Annotated in this window: 26 protein-coding genes and 1 pseudogene; 19 read left to right on the forward strand and 8 right to left on the reverse strand. The window is 71.8% G+C overall.

From position 1 onward, the window contains the following. Window positions 1–106: 106 nt before the first annotated feature. Genes ACZ6R6_RS08855 through ACZ6R6_RS08865 form a run of 3 tightly spaced genes read right to left on the reverse strand, consistent with a single transcriptional unit; the run spans window position 107 to window position 2,213 of the window. On the reverse strand, window positions 107–250 hold the full coding sequence (locus ACZ6R6_RS08855; RefSeq protein ID WP_470091446.1) for a hypothetical protein: 144 nt from the start codon (window positions 248–250) through the stop codon (window positions 107–109). Continuing rightward, a complete protein-coding gene (locus ACZ6R6_RS08860; protein WP_470091448.1) occupies window positions 247–933 on the reverse strand; it encodes a response regulator in 687 nt (228 codons plus the stop codon). Before ACZ6R6_RS08860 ends, ACZ6R6_RS08855 begins: the two co-directional genes overlap by 4 nt. Next, the gene (locus ACZ6R6_RS08865) at window positions 930–2,213 is read right to left on the reverse strand and encodes a sensor histidine kinase (protein WP_470091450.1); all 1,284 of its coding nucleotides are present in this window, start codon (window positions 2,211–2,213) and stop codon (window positions 930–932) included. Before ACZ6R6_RS08865 ends, ACZ6R6_RS08860 begins: the two co-directional genes overlap by 4 nt. Window positions 2,214–2,348: 135 nt before the next feature. Between ACZ6R6_RS08865 and ACZ6R6_RS08870 the strand changes: the two genes are divergently transcribed. The 5 genes and pseudogenes from ACZ6R6_RS08870 to ACZ6R6_RS08890 all read left to right on the forward strand — a co-directional run. Further along, window positions 2,349–3,281, forward strand: coding sequence for an ATP-binding cassette domain-containing protein (locus ACZ6R6_RS08870; protein WP_470091452.1), 933 nt, complete (start codon window positions 2,349–2,351; stop codon window positions 3,279–3,281). Beyond that, window positions 3,278–4,855: an ABC transporter permease subunit gene (locus ACZ6R6_RS08875; protein WP_470091454.1), complete on the forward strand. Its 1,578-nt coding sequence runs from the start codon at window positions 3,278–3,280 to the stop codon at window positions 4,853–4,855. The genes ACZ6R6_RS08870 and ACZ6R6_RS08875 overlap by 4 nt, the downstream gene beginning before the upstream one ends. Beyond that, on the forward strand, window positions 4,852–5,628 hold the full coding sequence (locus tag ACZ6R6_RS08880) for an ABC transporter permease (protein ID WP_470091456.1): 777 nt from the start codon (window positions 4,852–4,854) through the stop codon (window positions 5,626–5,628). The genes ACZ6R6_RS08875 and ACZ6R6_RS08880 overlap by 4 nt, the downstream gene beginning before the upstream one ends. Window positions 5,629–5,791: 163 nt before the next feature. Then, entirely contained in the window at window positions 5,792–6,208 is a 417-nt protein-coding gene (locus ACZ6R6_RS08885; RefSeq protein WP_470091457.1) for a peptidase inhibitor family I36 protein, read from the forward strand. A 66-nt stretch (window positions 6,209–6,274) separates the two neighbouring features. Continuing rightward, window positions 6,275–6,546 (forward strand): annotated as a pseudogene (locus tag ACZ6R6_RS08890) (integrase core domain-containing protein); the annotation flags it as partial. 17 nt (window positions 6,547–6,563) lie between these two features. Here the strand turns inward: ACZ6R6_RS08890 and ACZ6R6_RS08895 are convergent. Next, entirely contained in the window at window positions 6,564–6,935 is a 372-nt protein-coding gene (locus ACZ6R6_RS08895; RefSeq protein ID WP_470091459.1) for a DUF4267 domain-containing protein, read from the reverse strand. 88 nt (window positions 6,936–7,023) lie between these two features. On the opposite strand from ACZ6R6_RS08895, the gene ACZ6R6_RS08900 reads away from it, so the two are divergent. Beyond that, window positions 7,024–7,596, forward strand: coding sequence for a TetR/AcrR family transcriptional regulator (locus ACZ6R6_RS08900; RefSeq protein ID WP_470091461.1), 573 nt, complete (start codon window positions 7,024–7,026; stop codon window positions 7,594–7,596). A 92-nt stretch (window positions 7,597–7,688) separates the two neighbouring features. After that, window positions 7,689–8,702, forward strand: coding sequence for an ArsR/SmtB family transcription factor (locus ACZ6R6_RS08905; RefSeq protein WP_470091463.1), 1,014 nt, complete (start codon window positions 7,689–7,691; stop codon window positions 8,700–8,702). A 76-nt stretch (window positions 8,703–8,778) separates the two neighbouring features. Here ACZ6R6_RS08905 and ACZ6R6_RS08910 read toward each other — a convergent pair whose 3' ends face one another. Continuing rightward, on the reverse strand, window positions 8,779–9,267 hold the full coding sequence (locus ACZ6R6_RS08910) for a hypothetical protein (RefSeq protein WP_470091465.1): 489 nt from the start codon (window positions 9,265–9,267) through the stop codon (window positions 8,779–8,781). Between the two features lie 353 nt (window positions 9,268–9,620). Between ACZ6R6_RS08910 and ACZ6R6_RS08915 the strand changes: the two genes are divergently transcribed. Then, window positions 9,621–10,190, forward strand: a complete 570-nt coding sequence (locus ACZ6R6_RS08915) for a dihydrofolate reductase family protein (protein ID WP_470091467.1) — start codon at window positions 9,621–9,623, stop codon at window positions 10,188–10,190. 217 nt (window positions 10,191–10,407) lie between these two features. Here ACZ6R6_RS08915 and ACZ6R6_RS08920 read toward each other — a convergent pair whose 3' ends face one another. Next, window positions 10,408–11,313: a LysR family transcriptional regulator gene (locus ACZ6R6_RS08920; protein ID WP_470091469.1), complete on the reverse strand. Its 906-nt coding sequence runs from the start codon at window positions 11,311–11,313 to the stop codon at window positions 10,408–10,410. A 96-nt stretch (window positions 11,314–11,409) separates the two neighbouring features. Here ACZ6R6_RS08920 and ACZ6R6_RS08925 point away from each other — a divergent pair, with 96 nt between their 5' ends. From ACZ6R6_RS08925 to ACZ6R6_RS08965, 9 genes are all read left to right on the forward strand, one after another. Further along, the gene (locus ACZ6R6_RS08925; RefSeq protein WP_470091471.1) at window positions 11,410–11,775 is read left to right on the forward strand and encodes a YybH family protein; all 366 of its coding nucleotides are present in this window, start codon (window positions 11,410–11,412) and stop codon (window positions 11,773–11,775) included. 174 nt (window positions 11,776–11,949) lie between these two features. Further along, window positions 11,950–12,606: a class I SAM-dependent DNA methyltransferase gene (locus ACZ6R6_RS08930; protein WP_470091473.1), complete on the forward strand. Its 657-nt coding sequence runs from the start codon at window positions 11,950–11,952 to the stop codon at window positions 12,604–12,606. Between the two features lie 104 nt (window positions 12,607–12,710). After that, a complete protein-coding gene (locus ACZ6R6_RS08935; protein WP_470091475.1) occupies window positions 12,711–13,529 on the forward strand; it encodes a nucleotidyltransferase domain-containing protein in 819 nt (272 codons plus the stop codon). Between the two features lie 89 nt (window positions 13,530–13,618). Next, window positions 13,619–14,215, forward strand: a complete 597-nt coding sequence (locus ACZ6R6_RS08940; protein ID WP_470091477.1) for a TetR/AcrR family transcriptional regulator — start codon at window positions 13,619–13,621, stop codon at window positions 14,213–14,215. A gap of 159 nt (window positions 14,216–14,374) precedes the next feature. Beyond that, window positions 14,375–15,592, forward strand: a complete 1,218-nt coding sequence (locus ACZ6R6_RS08945) for an MFS transporter (RefSeq protein ID WP_470091479.1) — start codon at window positions 14,375–14,377, stop codon at window positions 15,590–15,592. 516 nt (window positions 15,593–16,108) lie between these two features. Next, window positions 16,109–17,014 (forward strand): alpha/beta hydrolase, encoded by a 906-nt coding sequence (locus ACZ6R6_RS08950; RefSeq protein WP_470091481.1) that lies wholly within the window; start codon window positions 16,109–16,111, stop codon window positions 17,012–17,014. Then, complete coding sequence (locus ACZ6R6_RS08955) at window positions 17,014–17,562, forward strand: hemerythrin domain-containing protein (RefSeq protein WP_470091483.1); 549 nt, start codon at window positions 17,014–17,016, stop codon at window positions 17,560–17,562. The genes ACZ6R6_RS08950 and ACZ6R6_RS08955 overlap by 1 nt, the downstream gene beginning before the upstream one ends. Window positions 17,563–17,888: 326 nt before the next feature. Next, entirely contained in the window at window positions 17,889–18,683 is a 795-nt protein-coding gene (locus tag ACZ6R6_RS08960) for an MFS transporter (protein ID WP_470091485.1), read from the forward strand. Between the two features lie 169 nt (window positions 18,684–18,852). Continuing rightward, the gene (locus tag ACZ6R6_RS08965) at window positions 18,853–19,851 is read left to right on the forward strand and encodes a hypothetical protein (RefSeq protein ID WP_470091487.1); all 999 of its coding nucleotides are present in this window, start codon (window positions 18,853–18,855) and stop codon (window positions 19,849–19,851) included. A gap of 270 nt (window positions 19,852–20,121) precedes the next feature. On the opposite strand, the gene ACZ6R6_RS08970 is transcribed toward ACZ6R6_RS08965, so the two are convergent. Further along, window positions 20,122–20,511 (reverse strand): MerR family transcriptional regulator, encoded by a 390-nt coding sequence (locus ACZ6R6_RS08970; RefSeq protein ID WP_470091488.1) that lies wholly within the window; start codon window positions 20,509–20,511, stop codon window positions 20,122–20,124. An 86-nt stretch (window positions 20,512–20,597) separates the two neighbouring features. Here ACZ6R6_RS08970 and ACZ6R6_RS08975 point away from each other — a divergent pair, with 86 nt between their 5' ends. Then, complete coding sequence (locus tag ACZ6R6_RS08975; RefSeq protein WP_470091490.1) at window positions 20,598–21,263, forward strand: SDR family NAD(P)-dependent oxidoreductase; 666 nt, start codon at window positions 20,598–20,600, stop codon at window positions 21,261–21,263. Next, the gene (locus ACZ6R6_RS08980) at window positions 21,260–21,640 is read left to right on the forward strand and encodes an SgcJ/EcaC family oxidoreductase (protein WP_470091492.1); all 381 of its coding nucleotides are present in this window, start codon (window positions 21,260–21,262) and stop codon (window positions 21,638–21,640) included. The genes ACZ6R6_RS08975 and ACZ6R6_RS08980 overlap by 4 nt, the downstream gene beginning before the upstream one ends. 193 nt (window positions 21,641–21,833) lie before the next feature. On the opposite strand, the gene ACZ6R6_RS08985 is transcribed toward ACZ6R6_RS08980, so the two are convergent. Next, a complete protein-coding gene (locus ACZ6R6_RS08985) occupies window positions 21,834–23,294 on the reverse strand; it encodes a serine hydrolase domain-containing protein (protein WP_470091494.1) in 1,461 nt (486 codons plus the stop codon). Window positions 23,295–23,320: the final 26 nt, after the last annotated feature.

The raw sequence follows: 23,320 nt of genomic DNA on the forward strand, positions 1-23,320 counted from the left end.
GTCCGGAGCTCCCTACGTCCGGAGCGCCGAACGCCCACCAGGACGGCGCCTGTTCACCCCGATGGAGGGCCATGGCACCGTCCTAAACGCAGGATGGCCGGACTGGCTATCCGCGGTGTTCGAAGGGGCTGTCGTAGCTGGAGGCGCCGGCCTTGCCGCGCCCGCGGGGGAAGGGGAGCTGGAAGTCGGTGGACGCCAGGACCCTCGCCGACTGCTCGGACGCCGCGACCTCGTCCGGCCGGAGGGTCACCGGGTCCGGGAGCCCGGCACGACCAGTCCTGTCTCGTAGGCGGTGACGACCGCCTGCGTCCTGTCGCGCAGCCCGAGCTTGCCCAGCACGCGGCTCACGTGCGTCTTCACCGTCTCCTCCGTGACCGTCAACCGGCCTGCTATCTCCGGATTGGACAGACCCTCGGCGATGAGCCGCAGGACCTGCGTTTCGCGGGGGGTGAGGGCGGTGAGCGCGGCGGCGGCGGTGTCGGGCCTCCGGGGCAGTTGGGCGAACTCGCTGATGAGGCGGCGGGTGACCGCCGGGGCCAGTAGCGCTTCGCCGGCGGCGATGACGCGCACCGCGTCGAAGAGCCGTTCGGCGGTGACATCCTTGAGCAGGAATCCGCTGGCCCCGGCGCGGAGCGCGTCGTAGACGTATTCGTCCAGGTCGAAGGTGGTCAGGATGAGGATGCGCGGACCGGCGGCCGCGGAGCCGACGAGCCGCCTGGTGGCCTCGATGCCGTCCATGCCCGGCATGCGGACGTCCATGAGGACGACGTCGGGGGACAGCTCGTGGCAGATCCGCACCGCCTCGGCCCCGTCGGAGGCGGTGCCGACGACGGTGAAGTCCGGCTGGGTGCCGAGCAGTTCGGCGAATCCGGTGCGGACCACCGGATGATCGTCGGTGACGACGATCCGGACCGCCGGAGACTGAGCGCTCATCCGGCCGCCTCGGCCCTTCCCCGCAGGCGGGCCTCGACGAGGAAGCCGCCGCCGGCGGCGGGGCCGGTGCGCAGCTCGCCGCCGACGGCCACGGCACGCTCTCGCATGCCGGACAGGCCGTGACCGCCGGCGGGCGCCGCCGTGGACGGGCCGGGTCCGTTGTCGCGGACGGACAGCCGCAGGGCGTCGCCGGTGTAGTGCAGCTCCACGTCGACGGCGGCGCCCGGCGCGTGCCGCCGGGCGTTGGTGAGAGCTTCCTGGACGATGCGGTAGGCGGCGAGCTCGACGCCGGGGTCGAGCACGACCGGCGCGCCGTGGAGGATGAGGCGGATGCCCGTCCCTGAGGCGTCCCGTGACTCGTCGAGCAGCTGGTTGAGCTCCCCCAGGCGCAGGCCCGGCTGGGGCTGCCGGTCGGCTGCGTCCGCGGCCGCGTCCTCGCGCAGCACGCCGAGCAGCCGCCGCATCTCGGTCAGCGCCGCCCGGGCGGTGTCGCCTATGGCGGACAGCCGCTCCGCGCCGGCGGCCGGCATCCCGGGCACGGCCAGCCGGGCCGTCTCCGCCTGCACCGCGACCATGGAGATGTGGTGGGCGACGACGTCGTGCAGCTCGCGGGCGATGCGGGCGCGCTCGCCGCGCGCGGTGTGCTCCAGCAGGGTGTCGGCGATGACCTGCCGGGCGGCCGTGTTCTCCAGGGCCTCGCCGTGCGCGCGCCGGGCGATCCCGGCCAGGGCCGCCGCCGGCGCCAGAGAGGCCAGCAGCAGGGTGCGGACCCCCACCTCGCCGCCTGCCGGGCCGGCCAGTGCCAGCACCGGGAACGGCGCGGCGAGAAGTACGGCCGGCAGCCACGGTCCGCCGCGGCCGAGCCGGTATCCGGCGATCAGCTGTGCCCCCAGGCCCGCCACGGTCAGCGTCTGGAAGGCCGTGAGCGACAGCACGACCGACGCGGAGACGGCCACGGCGGCCGCGGCCGGCTGCCTCCACAGCAGCGCGATCGGCAGCGTGGTGGCCAGGCCGAGCAGGCCGAACACCACGAGGTACAGCGCGGTGCCGGTGTTGCCGGTCGGAGGCGTGCTCCCGAGGTGCACGACCGTCTCGCTCACCGGCCGGCTCACGGTGTGTCCGAACGGATGCGCCGCCGGTGTGCCCCGGGCATGCGCGATCGACTCGGCCAGCGCGAGCAGCGCCGGCAGCACGCCGGCCACGACGGGCGCGTGCGGAGCCGCGGCGATCCGCCGCCATCCGGCGGCCCATCCGCCGAGCCGGTCGTCCGCTGAGTTCACAGAGGCCATTGTCCCGGCTGTCCGGCGTTCCGGCGTCCCTCACGTGAGGGACGGGACGTCCCTCACCCCAGTGACGGCGAAGATGGCTCGGCGGCGGGACGACCGCGCCCCCGCCCGCTGCCTAATCTGCCTGGCATGCGAGCAACCATCGAAGTCGCCGGGCTGCGCAAGCGCTTCGGCCAGACCACGGCCCTGGACGGGATGTCCTTCACCGTGACGCCGGGGCAGGTCACCGGCTTCGTCGGCCCCAACGGTGCGGGAAAGTCCACCACCATGCGGGTGATCCTGGGCCTGGACGCGGCCGATGAGGGCAGCGCGCTGGTCGGCGGCCGGCCGTACCGGAGCCTGCGCCGGCCGCTGTGCCATGTCGGGGCGCTGCTGGACGCCGCCGCGCTGCAGCCGAGCCGTACCGCCCGCAACCACCTGCTGTGGCTGGCCCACTCCCAGGGCCTGGGCGCGAAGCGGGTCGACGAGGTGATCGAGCGGGTCGGCCTGGGTCCGGTGGCCCGGCGCAGGGCGGGCGGCTACTCCCTGGGCATGCGGCAGCGGCTCGGGATCGCCGCGGCGCTGCTCGGCGACCCGCCGGTGCTCATGCTCGACGAGCCGACCAACGGCCTGGACCCCGAGGGCATCGTGTGGATGCGCGGTCTCCTGCGGTCGCTGGCCGCCGAGGGGCGCGCCGTCCTGGTCTCCAGCCACCTGATGAGCGAACTGCAGGACACCGCCGGTCATCTCGTGGTGGTGGGGCGGGGACGGGTCGTCGCGGACACGGGCGTGGCCGAGCTGATCGCGACCGCGTCCCGCGGCCGGGTCACGCTGCGGACCTCGGCGCGGTCGGAGGCGATGGCGGTGCTGGCCCGCGCCGGCGCCACCGTGGCCGTCAACGGCCGGGACACGCTCACCGTCTCCGGGCCGGCGGCCGAGCGCATCGTGGCGCTGCTCGGCCAGAACGCGGTGCCGTTCTCCGAGGTGGCTGCCCATCGCGCGACGCTGGAGGAGGCCTACATGGAGCTGACCCGGGACGCGGTGGAGTTCCGCGCCGCCGCGGAGCAGGAGGCGGCACGATGACCGCCGGCACCACCACCCCCTACCGCTCGGGCCTGCGGGCCGGGCGCGACGGCATGGCGCACTTGGTGCGCGCGGAGTGGACCAAGTTCCGGACGGTCCGCGGCTGGGTGCTCGGCATGGTGGCCGCGGCGCTGGTCATCGTGCTGCTCGGGCTGCTCACAGCCTCGGGCAGCCACACCTCCTGCAGCAAGGGTCCGGTCGAGGTCGCCTGCCCCACTCCCCCGCTGGGACCGGACGGCCAGGCGGTGAGCGACAAGTTCTACTTCGTGCACCGGCAGCTGGAGGGGGACGGCGGCATCACCGTCCGCGTGACCTCCATGACCGGCCAGATCCGGCTGGCCGACCTCACGCCGGGGGTCAGGAGGGTCGCCCCCGGGGTCGTGCCGTGGGCGAAGGCCGGGGTCATCATCAAGGAGAGCACCCGGCAGGGCTCCCCGTACGCGGCGGTGATGGTCACCGACGAGCACGGGGTGCGGATGCAGCACAACTACGTCCACGACACGGCGGGACGCCCGGGCGGCGTCTCGGCGCGGTCCCCGCGCTGGCTGCGGCTGGTCCGCTCGGGTGACACGTTCACCGGCTACGAATCGGTCGACGGCAGGCGGTGGACCAGAGTCGGCGCGGTCCGCCTGGCCGGTCTGCCCTCCACGGTGCGCATCGGGCTGTTCGCCGCCTCCCCGGGGGATCTGACGGTGACCCAGGGCGACTTCGGCGGGACCATCGCGGAAGAGCGTTTCGCCGAGGCCACCGCCGTCTTCGACCAGGTGAGCCTGGGGGGACGGGCATCCGGCGGCGCGTGGAGCCACGACGACATCGGGGTCACCACCGAGCTCGACGGATCGCCCCACCATCCGGGCAGGTCCGAGCAGTCCGGCGGCAGGTTCACCGTGACCGGGGTCGGCGACATAGGGCCGGACGAGAACGGCCAGCGCATCGAGAACACCTTCTCCGGCGCGCTGGCCGGGCTGATCGTCGTGATCGTCGTGGCGGTGCTGTTCATCACCGCCGAGTACCGGCGGGGCCTGATCCGCACCACCCTGCTCGCCGGCCCCCGGCGCGGCCGGACGCTGGCGGCCAAGGCCGTCGTGGTCGCCGCGGTGACCTTCGTCGCCGGGCTGGCCGCCGCCGCGGCGTCGGTCGCGATCGGCACGCGGATCCTGCGCGCCAACGGCAACTACGTCCTTCCGGTGAGCGCGCTCACCGAGGTGCGCGTGGTGGCCGGTTTCGCGGCGCTGCTCGCCGCCGCCGCCGTCTTCGCCCTCGCCCTCGGTGCCCTGTTCCGGCGCAGCGCCCCGGCGGTCACCGCCGCCATCGCGATGATCGTGCTGCCCCACATCCTGGCGACCGCCTCCGTGCTGCCCGCGGGCGTGGCGCAGTGGCTGCTGCGGCTCACCCCCGCCGCCGGATTCGCGGTCCAGCAGAGCATTCCCGAGTACTCGCACGTGCTCGGCAACTACGTGCCGCAGGCCGGCTACTACCCGCTGGCGCCGTGGGCCGGTCTCGCCGTGCTCTGCGGCTACGCCGCGCTCGCCCTCGGCCTGGCCGTCTTCCGGTTCCGCCGGAGGGACGCGTGAGACAACAACTGCACGCGGAGTGGACGAAACTACGCACCGTGCCGGGCACCGGCTGGCTGCTGCTCGCCCTCATCGCGCTGACCACGGCGGCGAGCGCGGCGGCGGCGGCCACCGTGTCCTGCCCGCCGGCGGGATGCGGCTACGACGTCCCCAAACTGAGCCTCATCGGGGTCCAGCTGGGCCAGGCGGCCGTCGCCGTCCTGGCCGTGCTGGCGGTCAGCGGCGAGTACGGCACCGGCATGATCCGCACCACCCTGGCGGCGATGCCGCGCCGGACCACCGTCCTGGCCGCCAAGGCGGCCGTCCTCACCGGCCTGACGACGGCCGCGGGGACCGTCGCCGTGCTCGGGTCCGTGCTGGCCGGCCGGCTCATCCTGCCCGGCAACGGCTTCACCGCCGCGCACGGCCAGCCGCCGCTGTCCCTGGCCGACGGGCCGACGCTCCGCGCGGCCGTCGGTTCGGTGCTCTATCTCGCGCTGATCGCCCTGTTCAGCCTTGGCGTCGCCACCGTCGTGCGGGACTCGGCGGCGGCCATCGGAGCCGTGTTCGGCCTGCTCTACGTCCTCTCGGTGCTCCCCTTCGTGATCTCCGACCCGGACTGGCAGCTGCTCCTGTGGCGGATCTCACCGATGAACGCGGGGCTCGCCATCCAGGCGACCACCGGTCTGTCCAAGCTGCCCCTCAGCCCGTGGGCGGGCCTCGGCGTGCTCACCGCCTGGACCGCCGCGGCGCTGCTGGGCGGCGGGGTGCTGCTACGGCTGCGCGACGCGTGAGCGGCGCCTCCCCGGCGGCGTCCGGCCGATCCGGCCGGGGCGCCGTGGAGCGCGAGGGCGTCGGCGCGGCGTCGAAGTCAGAGGTGATCGCCCCTTCCTCAGCAAGATCGAGACATGTATGTTTGTCCGGTCATCGAAAGAAAGTTTCACCAATGGAGGAACATTGGGCAAGAAGCTTCAGATGCTGGCACTACCGATCGCGGCCGTCACGCTGGCCACCCTGGCAAGCGCTCCCGCCCAGGCGGCCGATGGCTACAACAGATGCCATGACGACCACTACTGCCTGTTCTCCGGCCTTGACGGCACGGGCGACATAATCGAGATCCAGAGTGATACGCCGGATCTCGCCGCACTCAACATGGCCGGCCGGGCCAAGTCGGACTGGAATCGCACAGATTCCTACATCCACCTTTACTCCGAAGCCGACTACGGCGGCTGCTCGGCCCTGACCACCCCCGGCGGGAAGGGCAATTTCTTCACCGCCTACCGCGACTTCTTCAATTCCGTCCGCATCGGCGGTCCGAACGGCCCGTCCTGCTACAACACCTTCTCGGGTTCGCGGGCCGACTCGCACGGCTGACGGAGACCCGGCGGGCGGGCATCGCACACAAACACACCGGCGATGCCCGGCCCGGTCCGCCACCGGTACGACTACATCCACGCCGCCGTCGACGACCACTCCCGCCTGGCCTACACCGAGATCCACACCGACGACAAAGACGCCACCTGCGCCGCGTTCCCGTACCGCGCCCCGCTTTCTTCGCCGTCCGCGGTATCGACCGGATCGAGCGGGTCCTCACCGGCAACACCGAGCGTGCCCAGGCGCTGGGCCCGTGGATGGACTACTACAACACCCGACGGCGTCACAGCGCACTCGACGGTCTTCCACCGATCAGCCGACTGTCACCAACCTCATGACCGAGTACATCCAGCTCTCAGACGGCGAACAGGAGGGCGGCGCTGATGAGCACGACCACGGCGGTGGCGAAGTGGATGCCGAAGGCGACCGCCTTGGTGCCGCCGTGGCGCAGGACGATGACGGTGTCGCCGAGCGGGACGAGGGCCACGACCAGCATGTACCAGGCCTCGGCGTGGGCGCCCGCGAAGGCGAGCAGGGCGAGGCCGAGGACGCCGTAGCTGGAGTCGCGCAGGCCCTTGATGGTCAGGTAGGCGGCGTCCCCTCCCTTCTTGGCGGGGACGCCGTAGCCGGCGGCCGCGGCCCGGGGCACCAGGAAGAACCGGACGCCGATGAAGATGATGAAGAGGTTGAGCAGGACAGCCAGTCCGTAGGCGAGGGCGGTGAGCATGATCTTCTCCTTGTGCTAGCAGCGCTAGAATCGAGAGCGAAACTAACATAGCCTCGACAGGAACGCTAGCGCGGCTAGAATCAGAGTCATGTCGATCCAGACGCGCCGAGAGCGCGAGCGAGCGGAGCGGGAGCGGTTGATCGTCACGGCCGCGCGGGAGCTGGCCGAATCGGAGGGCTGGGACGCGGTGACCACGCGGCGGCTCGCCGAGGAGATCGAATACAGCCAGCCGGTCCTTTACAGCCATTTCAAGGGCAAGGACGCCATCATGGCCGCGGTCGCGGTGGAAGGCTTCGCCGACCTCGCCGCCGAGCTGCGCACGGTCCGCACCTCGGCGACCGGCCCGCGGCAGGCCCTCACCGACGTCGGCGCGGCGTACGCCGCGTTCGCCGAGCGACGACCGGCGCTGTACGACGCGATGTTCACCCACGCCGTCGATCTGCCGTTCGCCAGTCCCCAGGCACCGGCCGCGCTGCACGAGGCCTTCGCCGAGCTGCGCGAGACCATGCGGCCGCTCGCCGGGGACGACGATCTGGAGATGCTCACCGAGACCTTCTGGAGCGGGCTGCACGGGCTCCTCACGCTCATGCGCAACGGCAGGCTCCGCCGCGAGGATCACCAGCGCCGGCTGATGATCCTGATCAGGCGTTTCTCGAGCTGATCATCGGAGGTGGAGGCATGGCGGGCGGCTCTCCCGCCGTCCTTCAACCCGGCATTGATCTGTCTGCTATCGGCGGCGGCCAGGCTGAGGACATGACCGGGGGCACTCTGAGGATCGTTTTCACCGCCGAGGACCTCGCCCGTGTCCGGATCGCCTCCCGGGCCGATCCGATGTGGGAGATGGTGATGAGCCTGTGCCGCCTGCAAGAACGCGGCGGCGGCACGGCGATGACCGGCTGGCGGCGGCGGGTCCGCGACGACCTGGCATCGGCGGGGCTGCTCTCCCGGGTGCGGGAGGTCCTCCTCCCGCTGGTCCCGAAGGGGGCCTACTTTCCCGACTTCCTGACACCGATCGAAGCCCAGACCGGGCTCCAGGCCGGGATCGAGGCCCTGACCGGCACTCCACGAGCGCGTGTCCGCGCGGAGCTGGACGTGCTGCGCGGCCACGCCGGCCTGCCCGCCACCCTGGAGGATCTGGCCCGCGGCGATCCGCGCTCGGTCCGCCGCCTCAGCCGCCTGGTGGACGGCTACTGCCGCACGGCCTTCGCCTCCCACCAGCAGATGATGGAGGCCGCCCTCGGCCATGAGCGCGGCAGCCTGGTCCGCCGTCTGGCCGACGACGGCGTGGACACCATGCTCGCGCGGCTGGCGCCGGTGCTGCGCTGGCGGCCCCCCGTCCTGGAGGCCGCCTACCCCGCGGGAGACCGGGAGATCCGCTTGCACGGACGGGGCCTGACCGTGATCCCCTCCTACTTCTGCCAGATCACCCCCGTCGCCCTGGTCGACCAGCGGCTCCCTCCCGTCCTGGTCTACCCCGCACCCCGCCGGCCCCGCCCCGCCCCCGGCCGCAAAGACCCCCTGGTCGATCTGCTGGGCGCCACCCGCGCCACCGTCCTGCACACCATCGCCGCCGACCAGGGCTGCAGCACCAGCGAGCTGGCCCGCCGCATCGGAGCGTCGCTGTCCAACACCAGCAAACACGCCCAGGTGCTCCATCACGCCGGCCTGATCACCAGCACCCGCCACGCCAACCTGGTGTTGCACCAGCTGAGCGACCTGGGCGCCGGCCTCCTGCGCCGCTACCGGACGCAGCACCCGCCCGGCTGACCCGCGGGTGAGCCGCGGCCCGGAGCCCAGGCCCCGGCCCGCGGCTCACGAGCAGGCGGTCGGCCGGTGACCTTCCTCAGCGCCATGCCGTGCAGTGCGTGGAGGAGGAGTTCTTCGCCCTGCCACAGGCGCGGAAGACGAGGTTGGGATCGGCGCTGCTGTAGTGGGCGCGGGTGTAGTTGTGCCCGCCGTTCACGAATGCGAAAGGACCGCACTGGTACCAGCCCTTGCCCTTGTCGTGGGACACGTCGAACCAGAACAGGTCCCCGGTCTCGTAGCCGCCGGCCAGGCGCGCCCACCCGGCCTGTTTGCCCCCGATATAGCCGAAGCGGAGTTCCGCCGCCTTCGTACCGACGCCCAGAGAGACTCTGGTCTCGGTCCAGCTGCCGGTGGCGTTGGTGGGCCATGGCCAGTCACCGCAGGTGGCGGCCGCGGTGACCGCGCCGGAGTCGTCGACCGGCGCTTCGACAGGATCGGCGGAGGCAGGGCCCGACAGCGCGGCGCCCGCGAGGGCGACGGCAGCGGCCACTGTGACGAACCGGCGGACTGATGTCGTGCTGACCATACGGATGGATCCTTCCGACTCTCCGGCGCCGGCCTTCTGCCCGGCCCCGATCTGGTGGTGTCATTTCACCGGCCCTCGCCTCGACCGGTCACCCTGTTCCATCCAGGCGGAAAACACCCACGTCAGAGCCTGTCCCGGGACGACGGCAAGACCGTCCCCGCGGTCGGGCCCACCTTCACCGGCCGAGCGCTCCGGCCGGGCTCAGGACCCGCCAGCACGCCGGCCGGAGCGCTCGGCCGCGGAGAGCACAGGAAAAAAGTTGTCGCCGGATGTCGAGGACCCGCCGGCGGCTCCGACTCCCCGGTGACAGCGCGCCCGAGGGCGTGAGAGATCCACAGAGACGGGACGCCATCATGGGCAGGCTCATCCACTTCGTGCACCAGTCCCTCGACGGTTTCATCGAGGGTCCTGACGGCGAGTTCGACTGGCCTCAGATGGGCCCGGAACTGTCGGCCTACTCCCGAGAACTGACCGGCGGCGACAAGGTGTTCCTCTACGGACGTGTGGTGTGGGACATGATGTCGGGCTTCTGGCCGCAGGCCGAGCAGCACTCGACGCATGAGCACGACCTGGCATTCGCCCCGATCTGGCGGGAGGCGCCCAAGGTCGTGGTCTCCCGCACGCTGGAGAAGGCCGCCTGGAACACCCGGGTGATCTGCGACAACGTCGTCGAGGAGCTGACCGCGCTCAAGGAGTCCGGCGCCACGCTGGTGCTGTTCGGCGGGTCCGCGCTGGCCGCCCATCTCACCGAGCACGGCGTGATCGACGAATACCGGATCTTCGTCCACCCCGTGATCCTGGGCGGCGGCAAGCCGGTCTTCCGGGAGCAGCGCCACCGGGTCGGCCTCGAACTCGTCGAGTCGCGGACCTTCGACTCCCAGGTCGTGCTGCTGCGGCAGCGGCGTGCCGCCGCGCAGGGGTGATCCTCGGTCGGCGCCCCGGACAGTCCCGCCTCCCTCACCGTGGCGGCCACGAGCACCGGTGACCCCACGCCGTCGGCCGCGTCCATGACGACGGGGGGATCCTCGTCCCGGTGCCCGGCCATCCCGTCACCGGTCCGGCGCAGTCCGGACGGCCGGCGGCGGTATGTCACCGACAACCCCCACCGCACCACCTGACGGGCCCCTGAGGGACAGCCCCTCAGCCGTTCTCCCCCCGGTCAGGGCCGGGCCCGGCGAACGCTCGCCGGCCGTGGACGAGCAGCTCGCGCACCGCGGGGTTGTGCGTGCCCTTCCAGACCAGCGCCAGCAGGGCGGGGATTTCGACGTCGTCGATGGTGAGGGCGGTGAGCCGGTCGCGGTAGTGCTCGGCCATCGAGTCGCTGAGGACGGCGACGGCGAGCCCGCGGGCGGCGAGGTCGGCGATGGCGTCGGCGGCGCTGGCCTGCAGCGCGATCACCGGTTGGAGACTCTGCGCCGCGCATGCCTGGTCGAACACCGCGCGCAGGCCGGTGCCGGGCGGCATGCACACGATCGGGTAGGCGGCCAGGTCGCGCAGGACGACCCGGCGCCGCCGCGCCAGGGGGTGTCCGTCCGGGACCGCCACGACGAGCCGCTCACTGATGATCGTCATCGCCTCCAGCCCGTCGGGGGCAGCGGCCGCGGCGCCGACGAGCGCCAGGTCGACGGTGTCGCCGCGCACCCCCTCCACGAGCCGGTCGGAGCTGTCCTCCAGCAGCGAGATCTCCACATCGGGATGCGCCCGGTGGAAGGCGGCGAGGGCGTCGAACAGCGGCGTGACGGTGCAGCCGATGACCATCCCGACCGTGATCCGGCCCCGGATCAGGCCCGTCACCTCACCCACCGCCCGGCCGACCGCCCCGGCGGCGGCGAGCGCGGCGCGGGCGTGTTCGAGCGCGGCCTTTCCCGCGACGGTAAGGGTGGTGGTGCGCGCCGACCGGTCGAAGAGCTCGGCACCGAGTTCGCGTTCCAGCCGGCGGATCTGGGCGCTGACACCGGACTGGCTGATGTGCACCCGCTCGGCCGCCCGGGTGAAGTTCTGCTCCTCGGCCACCGCGACGAAGTATTCCAGCTGCCTCAGCTCCATAACCAGAGATTCTAGCTATCAGCAGTTCAATCTGTTGGACTTCTAGTGGGTGGGCGGCGAGGCTAGGGAGTGCCGAAACCGATCTCAGGAGGATCCATGCCGGAGTACGAGAAGGCCATGCGGCCCGAAGACATCACCCGCCTGTTCGTCGAGCGGTCCAACGCCGGGGACGCGGCCGGAGTCGCCGCGCTCTACGAACAGGACGCGGTGCTGGCCTATCCGCCCGGCGGCCAGACGGTGGGCCGGGAGGCGATCCGCGCGCTGTGGGAGAAGGTGCTGGCCGGCCGTCCCCGCTTCGAGCCGGAGCAGCCGCTGCCGACGCTGGTGAGCGGGGACATCGCCCTCACCTCGACTCCGCCCAAGGACGGGTCCGGCGCCCGCGCGCAGGTCGTCCGGCGCCAGCCCGACGGGAGCTGGCTGCGCCTGCTCGACCAGCCCGAGTTCGCCCCTCCCACCCGCTGAACCCGCCGGTCCGGCTCCGCCTCCGGCGCCGTCGCGCCGGGCGGCCTCCGCACCGCCCGCGCGACGCGCGGCCCCGGGCACCGGACCCGCGGCACGGCCGGACGGCCGGGAAGCCCGCACCGGCCGGGTGAACCCAGCTTCGCCATAGGGCTCCATAGGGTTACTGTCCTCACCATGATCGAGGCCTCGTATCTGCACACCACCCGGGCGTCCTACGACACCGTCGCCGTCGACTACGCGAAACTCCTCAGCACGGAACTCGCGGGCAAGCCCCTGGACCGGGCGATGCTCGCCGCGTTCGCCGAACTCGTCCAGGCCGGCGGCGCCGTGGGGCCGGTCGCGGATCTCGGCTGCGGGCCCGGCCGCGTGACAGCGCACCTGAGCTCTCTCGGGCTGAGCGCCTTCGGCGTCGACCTGTCGCCGGGGATGGTCGCGGTGGCCCGTCAGACATACCCGGGCCTGCGCTTCGACGAGGGCTCGATGACGGCCCTGGACCTGGAGGACGGCGTGCTCGGCGGCATCCTCGCCTGGTACTCCACCGTCCACACCCCGCCGGAGGAGCTGCCGGCGGTGTTCGCCGAGTTCCACCGGGTCCTGGCCCCGGGCGGTCACCTGCTGCTCGCCTTCAAGGTCGGCGACGAGCGGGTGCGCCTGGAGCAGGCGTACGGCCACGCGGTGTCGCTCGACGTCTACAGGTTTCCGCCCGACCATGTCGCCGAGCTGTTGAGCCGGGCCGGGCTCGTCGAGGTCGCCCGGCTGGTGCGTGAGCCCGATGAGGCCGAGAAGACCCCGCAGGCTTTCCTCCTGGCCGGCAAGCCTGGGAGGCCGTAGCCGTCCGACGGCGGTCGCGTCCCTGCCGCCGGCAGGGGCGTGACCGTCCTCTCGCGGGGAATCCGGAGGCGGGTGGAGCGTCGAGTGTGATCGAATGCGTCCTTGTGGACGATGTGGCACTGGAGGCGCTTGCCCGGCGACTGACAGAGATCCCCGGGGTGGTCGCGGTGGCGCTCGGCGGCAGCCGGGCCCGTGGCACGCACCGTCCGGACTCGGACATCGATCTGGGGCTGTACTACCGGGGTGACCTGGACGTGACGGCGCTGCGCGCGCTGGCCGTACAGGAGACCGGCGAGCAGGTCGAAATGACCGCGCCGGGCGGCTGGGGGCCATGGGTCGACGGCGGCGGCTGGCTGACCATCGGCGGCCGGCGGGTCGACTGGATCTACCGCGACCTGGACCGGGTCCGCCGGGTCTGGGCCGGCTGCCAGGAGGGCCGCTACGAAGTCGGAGCCCAGGCCGGCCATCCGCTGGGTTTCCACTCCCACGCCTATGCCGGCGAGGTGGCGCTGTGCCGGGTGCTGGCCGATCCCGGCGGGGAGCTCACCGGGCTACGGGAGAGCACCCAGGCGTATCCCGCGGCGCTGGGCGCCGCGCTCGTGGACGGGCTGTGGGAGGCGGACTTCTCCGTGGAGCTGGCGCGGTACGGAGCGGCCGGCGTCGACCCCGCTTACGCGGCCGGCTGCCTGTTCCGCGCCGTCGGCGTCGCCTGTCAGGCACTGCACGGCCACGCAGGCCAGTGGCTGATCAACGAGAAGGGCATGGTGGCCTCGGCCGGCCGGCTGCCCCTGGCCCCGCGGGACTTCGCCGCACGGGCGCGGAGGCTGCTCGGCCATGTCGGCGAGTCGGCGCGGCAGATCGAGCGGACCGTGGCCGACGCGGCCACCCTGATGGGAGAGGTGCGGACGGCTGTCGGCCGCTGACCGCCCCGGCGCTCCGGAAGGACCCGTCCGGCGCGGAGGCCCCGCACGCCGTATTGCATCGACCGATGCAAAAAAGGTAGCGTGTCCGCATGGCTCGACCGCGGACATTCGACGAGGACCGGGTCTTGGACGCCGCGATGCACGCCTTCTGGGAGAACGGCTACGAGGCCACCTCGACCCGGGACCTGTGCGACGTCGTCGGCCTGGACCGCAGCAGCATCTACAACACCTTCAAGAGCAAGCACGGGCTGTTCATCCGCGCGCTGACCCGCTACATCGACACCACGACCGCCACCCAGCTGGAGATCCTGGAGAAGCAGGGGCGGCCGGCCGTCGAGCGGATCCGCGCGCTGTTCGCCGAGATCATCGAGGCCGAGTCCGCGAACCGGCGGGACGGCTACGGCCGCGGCTGCCTGACCGTCAACACCACGGTCGAACTCGCCGGACGCGACCCGGAGATCGCCCGGCTGCTGGACCGGGACATGGCCCGGCGGCTGGAGTCCCTCAAGGCCGTCATCGCGACCGGGCGGCGCGATGGCGACATCACCTCCCCACGGGACCCGGACTCGCTCTCCCGGTTCCTCAACGCGGTGATCGCGGGGATCCGGGTGGCCGCCCAGGGCGGCGCCGACCGCGTCACCCTGGAGGCCATCGCGGCAACGGCGGTAGACGCCCTGACCTGCTGACCTGCTGGCGTCTTGACGTCTTGACGTCTTGACGTCTTGACGCGCCGACGTCCCGACCTGCCACGTTCGCCGACGCACCGCGGGCCCTCCGCAGGCGCCTCCGCCTGCCCATATTTTACACCGATCGATGCAAAACCCGCCGACACAGGAGCACCTGTCATGCACCGTGCTGTATATCTGCTGGCCCTCGGCATCTTCGCCATGGTGACCAGCGAGTTCGCCGTCGCCGGTCTGATGCCGCAGATGGCCGACGGACTGGATGCCACCATCCCGCAGATCGGCTATCTCATCACCGCCTTCGCGGTCGCCATGGCCGCCGGTGGGCCGTTCCTCACCATCGCGGTGCTGAAAGCGCGCCCCCGGCCGGCGCTCATCGCGCTGTTCGCGATTTTCCTGGTGGGCAATCTGCTGGCCGCGACCGCTCCCTCCTACCCGGTCATGATGGCGGCGCGCGTCATCACCGGCATCGCCGCCCAGGCGTTCTTCGGAGTCGCCGTCTCGCTGGCGGTCCAGCTGACCTCTCCGCACGTACGCGGCCGGGCCATCGCGGTGGTCATGAACGGGCTGATGGTGGGCACCCTGCTGGGGCTGCCGCTGTCCACGCTGATCGGAGAACACCTGGGCTGGCGTGCCGCCTTCTGGGCCGTCAGCGCCCTGACCGTCCTGGCCGCGCTCGCCACGATGATCGGTATGCCCCGGCTGGAGCACGCCGGAGGCGGCGGCGGCGACCTCCGGGAGGAGCTGCGCGTCTTCACCCGTCCCAAGCTGTGGCTGGTGTTCGCGACCAGCACCCTCATCATCGGCGCGACCTTCTCCGCCTTCAGCTACCTCAGCCCGATCCTCACCCAGGTCACCGGGTTCAGCGCCGGGACCGTCCCGCTTCTGCTCATCGCCTACGGCGCCGCCACCGTGATCGGCAACAACATCGTCGGACGCCTCGCCGACCGGCACACCGTCAGCGTCCAGCTGTGGGGGCTGGCCCTGAACCTGGTCTTCCTGACCGGGTTCGCCCTGCTGGCCCACCTCAGCGTCCTCGCGGTGGTGTTCATGCTGGGCATCGGCCTGGTCGGCGTCACCATGAACCCGGCGATGGCGACCCGCGTCCAGCGCACCGGCAATGCCCGGCCTCTGGTCAACACCGTCCACTCCTCCTTCATCACCCTCGGCGTCATCATCGGCTCCTTCGCCGGAGGAGTGGCCATCGACGACTTCGGCCTGCGAGCCCCGCTGTGGCTGGGCGCCGCGCTGGCCGCGCTCGGCGTCCTGACCCTTCTGCCCGAGCTCACCCACCGCTCCAGCCCCCGGCCGGCACCCGCGCCCAACGCGCCCGGCACCCCTGGAGGGGCCGCCGCCGACACCGAGAAGCAGGTGGTCTAGCCGGTCGGCGAAGATCACGTGTGGGAGGGGGCCGGGTCACCGAGCGGCCGTGGTCCTCCGGGCAGGCCGGGCAGGTCGAGGATGCCAGATAGGTCAGGGGGGTCGAAGAACGTCCGCCTTGACAGCGTCCGGCGTGAGCGTCTGTAATGATCTGCATGTCGCGTGCCGCCGGCCGGGAGGACGGCGGCGGCATGGAGGCAACGTAGCAGGGGATAATGTCGTGAACTCATACTTCACAGGCCGCGCCTGACCGCATCGGCGCCCGCGCGTCGTCCCCGTGCACCATGGTGCTGAGCACCGCTCTCGCACGCGAGCTCCCGTTGGATCCGACCGATCAGTGACCGGCTGACGGTCCACCGCCCCGCGTGCTCATCGAGGTCTCCCCACCCTGCGGGGCCGGCATGCGACGGCTCCCCCTGCCCGTATCGCAGTCGTTCACCATCACCGCGCACACCCGCAGGTCTCCCCCATGCATGGAGCATGCCCGGCTGCCTGCCCAACAGAACGGATCACAGCTTGAACCTCACGCACATCCCCGCCACCCCCGACGACAGCGCCGCGGTCATGGCGGAGATGAGGGCCCTGCAGTCCAGTCCCCCCGTCCTGCCCGCCGACGCCGACCGCACGCCCGTCCTGCCGCACACCGGCGGCGTTCCCGGCGAGTGGGTCACCGCCTCCCGCCATGCGGCAGGCCGGACGGCGGTCGGGACGGGGGTGACGATCTACGTGCACGGGGGCGGATTCGAGTACACCAACCCTCACCTGGAGAGGATCATGGCCTACCGCCTCTCCCAGATGACCGGCCGCCCTGTCCTGGCGGTGGGCTATCGGCTCGCCCCCGCCCACCCGTATCCGGCCGCGCTCGAGGACGTGGTGGCCGCCTATCGGAGCCTGCTCGACCAGGGCGTGCCCGCCTCACGGATCGTTCTGGCCGGTGAGTCCGCCGGTGCCACGTTGGTGCTGTCGGCGCTGCTGGTGCTCAGGCAGGCGGGCGGCCCCCTCCCCGCGGCGGCGCTGGCCGTCTCTCCGCAGACCGACCTCACTCTGTCCAGCCCGTCCATCGACGCCAACGACGGCCAGGACGTCGTCAACCGGGCCGTACTCGACCACGTCCGCACCCAGTATCTGGCTGGGGCACGTCCGGACCGAGCGCCGCAGTCCCCCCTCCACGGCGAGTTTCACGGCCTGCCGCCGCTCCTGCTCATGGTGGGCTCGAAGGAGGTGCTTCTCGACGACGCGCGGCGGTTCGCCGGAGCCGTCTCGGCCGCCGGCGGAAGCGTCCACCTCGACATCTACGACGGCATGCCCCACGCCTTCCACGCGGCCGTACTGTCCGCCACCCCGCTGCCCGTCGCCGCCATTCTGCTCCGCCGCGTCTCGGAGTGGATCAGCCAAGTTCCCGTCGCGCAGGACCGGACCTGATGACCACCCCGGCTCCGGACCACGCGTCCGCGGTCCCCGCGGAGACACCTCCCGGCCCCGATGACCGCCTTACCGCGTTCGGCACCCAGCTGATCGACATTCACCTCTGGCTCCGCGAGGAGCTGGCCCGGCTCCGTGAGGACGTCGACTCCTACCTCGACGGCCGCGGCGGGCGGCCGCGGGAGCTGCGGGCGCACTGCCTGACGTTCTGCTCGGCACTGAGCCGGCATCACTCCGGCGAGGACGGCGGGGCGTTCCCCGTCCTGGCAGAGCAGTTCCCCGAACTACGCCCCGTGCTCGAGGAACTGGAGCGCGATCACCATCTGGTGGCGGAGATCCTGCGCAGTCTGGAAGGACTGCTCGACCGCCTTGAGGCGGATCGGGCCGGGGCCCAGCGGGTGCGAGCCGAGCTGGACGGCCTGGCCGCCCTGCTGGAGTCGCACTTCGGCTACGAGGAGAGGCGGATCGTCTCAGCCCTCAACTCGCTGAACACCCGATCCTGGACGGCCGGGGAGCTGCTGGGCATCTCGGTGAACACCGGCGGCTGAGGCCGGTCGCGCCCACGGCCGCGGGCCTCCGCACGGGCCGGTCACCCCGGTCGGCGGGCCGCGCCGGCGCGGGCGGCGAATTGTCGGTGGGGGGTGGCAGGGTGCCACGGACATCCCCGGCCGGCCCCGGCGACGGCGTTGGGGCGCCGTCCCCGCGGCCGGTCCCGGGGGCCGATGAGAAAACTGCGGAAGAGGTGCACGGTGCCCGATGCCGACCGGTTGAGCGTGGATGACTCGCAACGGATCGACAGCGGCCGGCCGGCAGGCAGCCGGCCCGGGACCGCCGCACCTCGTGCCCACTCCGCCGCGGACGCCGGCGGTGGTGCGTGAAGTCGTTCTCTGCGGTGGCCGCGCCCCTGGCGGAGCGGGATTTCCGCCACTACTACCTGGGGCAGACGGCCTCTGCTTTCGGGGACGCGCTGACCCCTCTGGCGATCGCGTTCGCCGTGCTGCACCTCACCGGATCCCCGGCGGATCTGGGGATCGTGGTGCTGAGCACCCGGCTACCCGTGATCGCACTGACCCTCCTGGGCGGTGCGCTCGGCGACCGGTTCTCGCGCCGCGGCGTCATGCTGCTCGCCGACATGACGCGTTTCCTGGCGCATGGCGCCACCGCGGCCCTTGTGATCACGGGTGCCGCGCACCTCTGGATGCTGGTGGCGCTGCAGCTCATCGCCGGCACGGGAGCCGCCTTCTTCAATCCAGCCGCCGTGGGCCTGGTGATGTCGCTGGCCGGTAGGGAGCGGCTGCAGGAGGCCAACTCCCTGCTCTCGATCTCGCGCAGCACGACCTCGATCCTGGCGCTGCCTGCCGCCACCTGGCACCTGGTGCTCGCGGCGATCGCGGCCGGTATGCAGCTGGTGGTCCACAACGTGATCCAGACCACCGCCATCCAGCAGAACCTTCCCGAGGAGCTCGTCGCGCGGGCAAGCTCCGTGGTCATGCTCGGCGCGCTGGTGGCGGCGCCGCTCGGCATGGGCCTGGCCGGCCCCGTGGCAGCCGTGTTCGGCACACGCGCCGTCCTCGGAGTCAGCGCGGCACTGGCCGTTCTCATCACCGTTGCGGCCCTGCTGGTGCCGTCGGTGTGGCGGGTGCGGAGCACGGGTTTTCGGAATACCTGATTATTTCGGCGGTCACGAAATTCGAAAAAGCATCACCCGACTCAAGGCCGCATGTTGTGGCTATTTTGAAGCCAAGTCAAGAGTGTCCCCATACGGGATACAGAGCTAAAGTTCTGATCGTTTAAGCCACGTTTCGTAAGGTTGCCGTCGCGCCTTTGAGGAGATGGCCATGACGCAGGACGACACCATTCAGGGCCCCACCGGGACCCTCGGCCGCGCAGGGGAACCTGCCCCGCAGGCGGCCACCTCCACTTTCGTCAACGGGCAGTTCCCGCGCAGACGGGGGCTGATCATCCTGATCAGCGGTCTCGTGGGTTTTCTGCTGACGATCGTCTGGTCGGCCGAGTTCGTCGACCAGACGATCGGCGACAACGTCGCCAACACGCTGCTCGGACACGACGCGAAGGAGACACCGATCGCCGGCATCGCCGCCGGTATCGCGTTCGCGTTCGTCAGCGGGCTCGCCGGCTCGTTCACCGCCTGCAACATCGCCGCGTTCGGCGCGGTGGCCCCCCTGCTGGGCAACGTCGGCAGCCGGTGGGGCCGGCTGGCCCACACGCTGAAGCCGCTGGGCTGGCTGTCGATCGGCATGATCACCGTGTCCGCCGTCTACGGCGCGATCGTCGGGGCCGTGGGAACGAGCATGCCGCAGTTCTCGACCGTGCAGAACACGCCCGGGACCCTCTCGCCGCGCGGCATCCAGTCGATGGTGGTCTATGGTCTGATCGGGTTGGCGATGCTCTATCTGGGGCTGGCCGCGCTCGGCGTCGTCCGTGATCCGTTCGCCCGCGTCTCCCGGCGTTTCCCCAACGCACCGATGGTGTTCATGGGCGCGCTGATCGGCGGGTTCCTGATCGGACGGCCTTTCGCGCTGTTCCGGCAGATGTTCCGGGAGGCGGCGGAGAGCGGCAACCCCCTGTACGGCGCGGCGGCCTTCGTCCTGCAGTCGGTCGGCAACATCGTCATCATGACGCTGCTGTTCTTGATCCTGTCGTTCGTCGCGGGCAGCCGGTTGCAGCGGTGGCTGATGGCCAAGCCGAGCCGGATCGCGGTCCTGACGGCGTCGTCGCTGATCGTCGCCGGGGTGTTCACCTTCCTGTACTGGGATGTGCGGATGCTGGCCCGCCGAGAGATCATCCCGTGGTATCCGACGGCGCCGTGGTCGTGACGCGCCCGCGCGCGGCGGTCCCGGCCCGGGCTCCGCGCTCCCCGCACGTTCCGGCGCCGCCCCCGACCAGGACGGCCGGAGCCGTCGCCGGGTAAGAAATCCGCACGGCGGATTTCCCCGCCTTCTTTATCGCCCGGTCCGTCTCCATGACAGAACCATGAATCAGAAAAGGCGTTGGTGCGGCGCCCCGTCCGACGGACGGGGCCGCCGTTGAAAGGCGTGTCACCAACCGTCCAATTCTGGGGCCCGCCGGAAAGGCTGCCCCTTGCCCTATTCCTCGGCCTCATCCGGCCCGCGCGCGGGCCGCCGCAGGGCGACGGCCAGCACCGAGTCCAGCTTCCGCTGGGACGCCTGGAGCTGGGTGATCGTCTCGGCGATGCGGGCGCGCTGCCGCTGCAGGTTGGAGATCACGGCCGGGCAGGCCGACGTCACCATCTGCCCGTCCTCGTCGTGGACGCAGTGCAGGAACCGGGCGATGACCGTGGTGGGCAGGCCGGCCGCGAGCAGGGTGCGGATGTGGCCCACCGCGGCGACGTCGGATTCGGAGTAGTCGCGGTAGCCGTTGGCCAGCCGTACCGGCCTGAGCAGGCCCTGCTCCTCGTAGTAACGCAGCAACCGCCGGTTCACCCCCGTCTCCTGGACAAGGTCGCCGATCCGCACGTGCTTCCTCCAGGATTGACCCTCACATTGATGTGACCCCTTAGCGTCCCCATTGTTACCGATCGCGGAGAACAGAGGAGACAGGGATGTCTGGAGCGGTGGTCATCGGGGCGGGCCCGGGGATCGGGCAGGCGGTCGCCCGGCGGTTCGCCGGGGAGGGATTGCCGATCGCTCTCATCGCACGCAGTGACCAGACGCTGGAGGCCGCGGCCAAGGCCGTCGCTCCCACCGGCGTACCGGTCGTCACCCTGACGGCCGACAGCACCGACGAGACCGCGCTGCGCGACGCCCTCGACGCGGCGGCCGGCGAACTCGGCCCGCCGGACGTCGTGGTGTACAACGCCGCGGTCATCCAGGCCGACGCGCCGGGCGAGCTGTCGGTCCGTGCCCATCTGGACGCCTGGGCGGTCAACGTGGTCGGCGCGCTCACCGCCGCCGCCCACGTCGCGCCCGCGATGGCGCGGCGCGGCGGCGGCTCGTTCCTCATCACCGGAGGCATGCCCGAGCCCAAAGTGGAGTATGTGAGCCTCTCGCTGGGCAAGGCCGGGGTCCGCACCCTGGTGACGCTGCTCGACCAGGCCTACGGGGCCTCCGGCGTGCACGTGGCCAGCGTCACCGTGGCCGGCCCCGTCGCCCCCGGCACCGACTTCGACCCCGACGACATCGCCGAACACTACTGGCGGCTGCACACCCAGCCGCGACACCGATGGGAGCACCAGGCCCTCCACAGCGGGCTGGACGGCCGGCGTTGACCGGCGTCACCGGCACCGATGTCGTCGCCGGGCTGCTGGGCGCCTGGCAGCGGGCCTTCGACGGCCACCGGGTGGCCGAGATCGCCTCGCTGTTCAGCCAGGACGCGCTCTTCCAGGGCATCAGCCCGCGCCTGCGCGTGGGCCGGGCGGAGATCGCCGAATACTACGCCGCTGTCGCCGAGGGCGCGACGGCGGAGGTCGAGGTGCTGGGCTGCGCCCGGCTGGGCGAGGGGCTCGTGGGCGGGTTCGCGGACGTGACCTTCACCGCCCGCACCGGTGAGGTCCACCCGGTACGCCTCTCCGTCGTCGCGGAGCGCGTCGAGGACGCGTGGCTCATCCGCCAGTATCACGCGGCCGATCACCGATCGATCCGCTGAAGGCGACGGGGAGGCCGGGCATGGTCGCCGGCCTGGCCGACACGCGGGACCGGCCGTATCTCGGCCCGCCCCACCCGGGAACGGGGTGTCTGAGGGGGAATCGCCGGTCTCGCGCCTGGCGGGTCAGGGGGCCTCCGGCAGAGGGGCCCGGCTCGGCTGCGACCGGGTTCTCCGTGGGAATTCCCCGCCGACTTCATCGCCCAGACTTCGCCCTGGGGCTTCGGCGACGCCTCCCGGCATCTCGACGGGCGGCCCTGACCAGGCGGGCGGCGCCGCAGACCCGTGCGACCGCCACCGCCGTACCGGCGGTCGCGGCCGTCACCAGCCAGATCATGAACGTCGGGTAGAGGTAGACCACCTGGATCCACATGATGTCGGCGCCCCGGGCGAGCACCCGGAAGACCGGGACGATCGCCGCGCACAGCGCGAGCGGCGCCAGGAAGGGCAGCAGCCGCCACCGCTGCCATCCCGTACGGCGGGCGGCCCACCGCCGGGAGCGGGCCACCCCGCGCGCCGCCAGCCCGATGGTCACCAGGGTCAGCAGCACGAAGACGACGTCGGTGAGGAGGACGGGCGGCCCGGAGGGGATCTCCGGCGCGCCTCCCTCGATCATGGCGACCAGGCCGTCCGTCAGGGCGCCGGCGTCGGCGAAGGCCGTACCGGTGTTCGCCATGACCGCGACGCCGTATCCGGACTCCGGCATCAGCAGCTGATGGGCCGTGGAGGTGAACAGGTCGCCGCCGTGCTCGACGACGGGTGTGCCACGCCTGGTCTCGCCGAGCGACCAGCCCAGGGCGTACTGCCCGTTCTGCTCGGAGGGGGTGCGCATCTCGGTGACGCTCCGGGGGGACAGGACGCCGTTGTTCTGCGCGATCAGCCACCGGGCCATGTCGTCGGCGGTGCTGAGGACCCCGCCGGAGCCGTTGCCGAACCCGGTCGGCTCCGGCAGGGCGACAGCCTGTCCGAGGATGTACAGATGGCCCCGCGCGCTGTCCGGCAGGTCCCGATCGGTGTCGATGGTCATGCTGTCGCGCATGCCGAGCGGCGTGAACACGTGCGCGTCGAGGTAGGCCGCGAACGGCTCGCCGCTCACCACCTCGACGAGCCGCGCGGCGACCTGGTAGTTGGTGTTGTGGTAGCTGAAGGCGGTCCCCGGGGCCGCGGCGAGCTCCGCCGTCCTGAGCCGTGCCACGGCGCCCTCCAACGTGCCGGGCTGGGGCAGGCTCTTCTCGTGGAAGGCCGGGTCGGCCATGCCCGACGTCTGGTTGAGCAGCTGCCGTACGGTGATCTCCGCTGCCCGGGGATCGGCCATCGTGAACTCGGGCAGGTAGGCGCGCACCGGTCTGTCGAGTCCGACCTGGCCCCGCTCCACCAGTTGCATGACGGCGAGGGAGGTGAAGGACTTGCTGACCGACGCGACGGCCATGGGGACGTCCGCTGTCACAGGATCGCCGGAGGCGGTCTCGCCGTACCCGGCGGCGTGGACGACCTCCGTCCCCTTGGTGATCGCCACCGCGACCCCGGGCAGCCCCGTCGCCTCGCGGTAGCGCTCGACGAACGCGTCCACTGCCGCAGGGGCGATGTCGTGTGCCTGGACGTGGCCGGGCAGGGGGAGCAGGGCGAGGGAGATCGCGGCAAGAGTGTTTCTGAGCACCCGTCGACGCTAGTTACGACCCGACT

The organism is Streptosporangium sp. NPDC048886 (genome assembly GCF_055586905.1).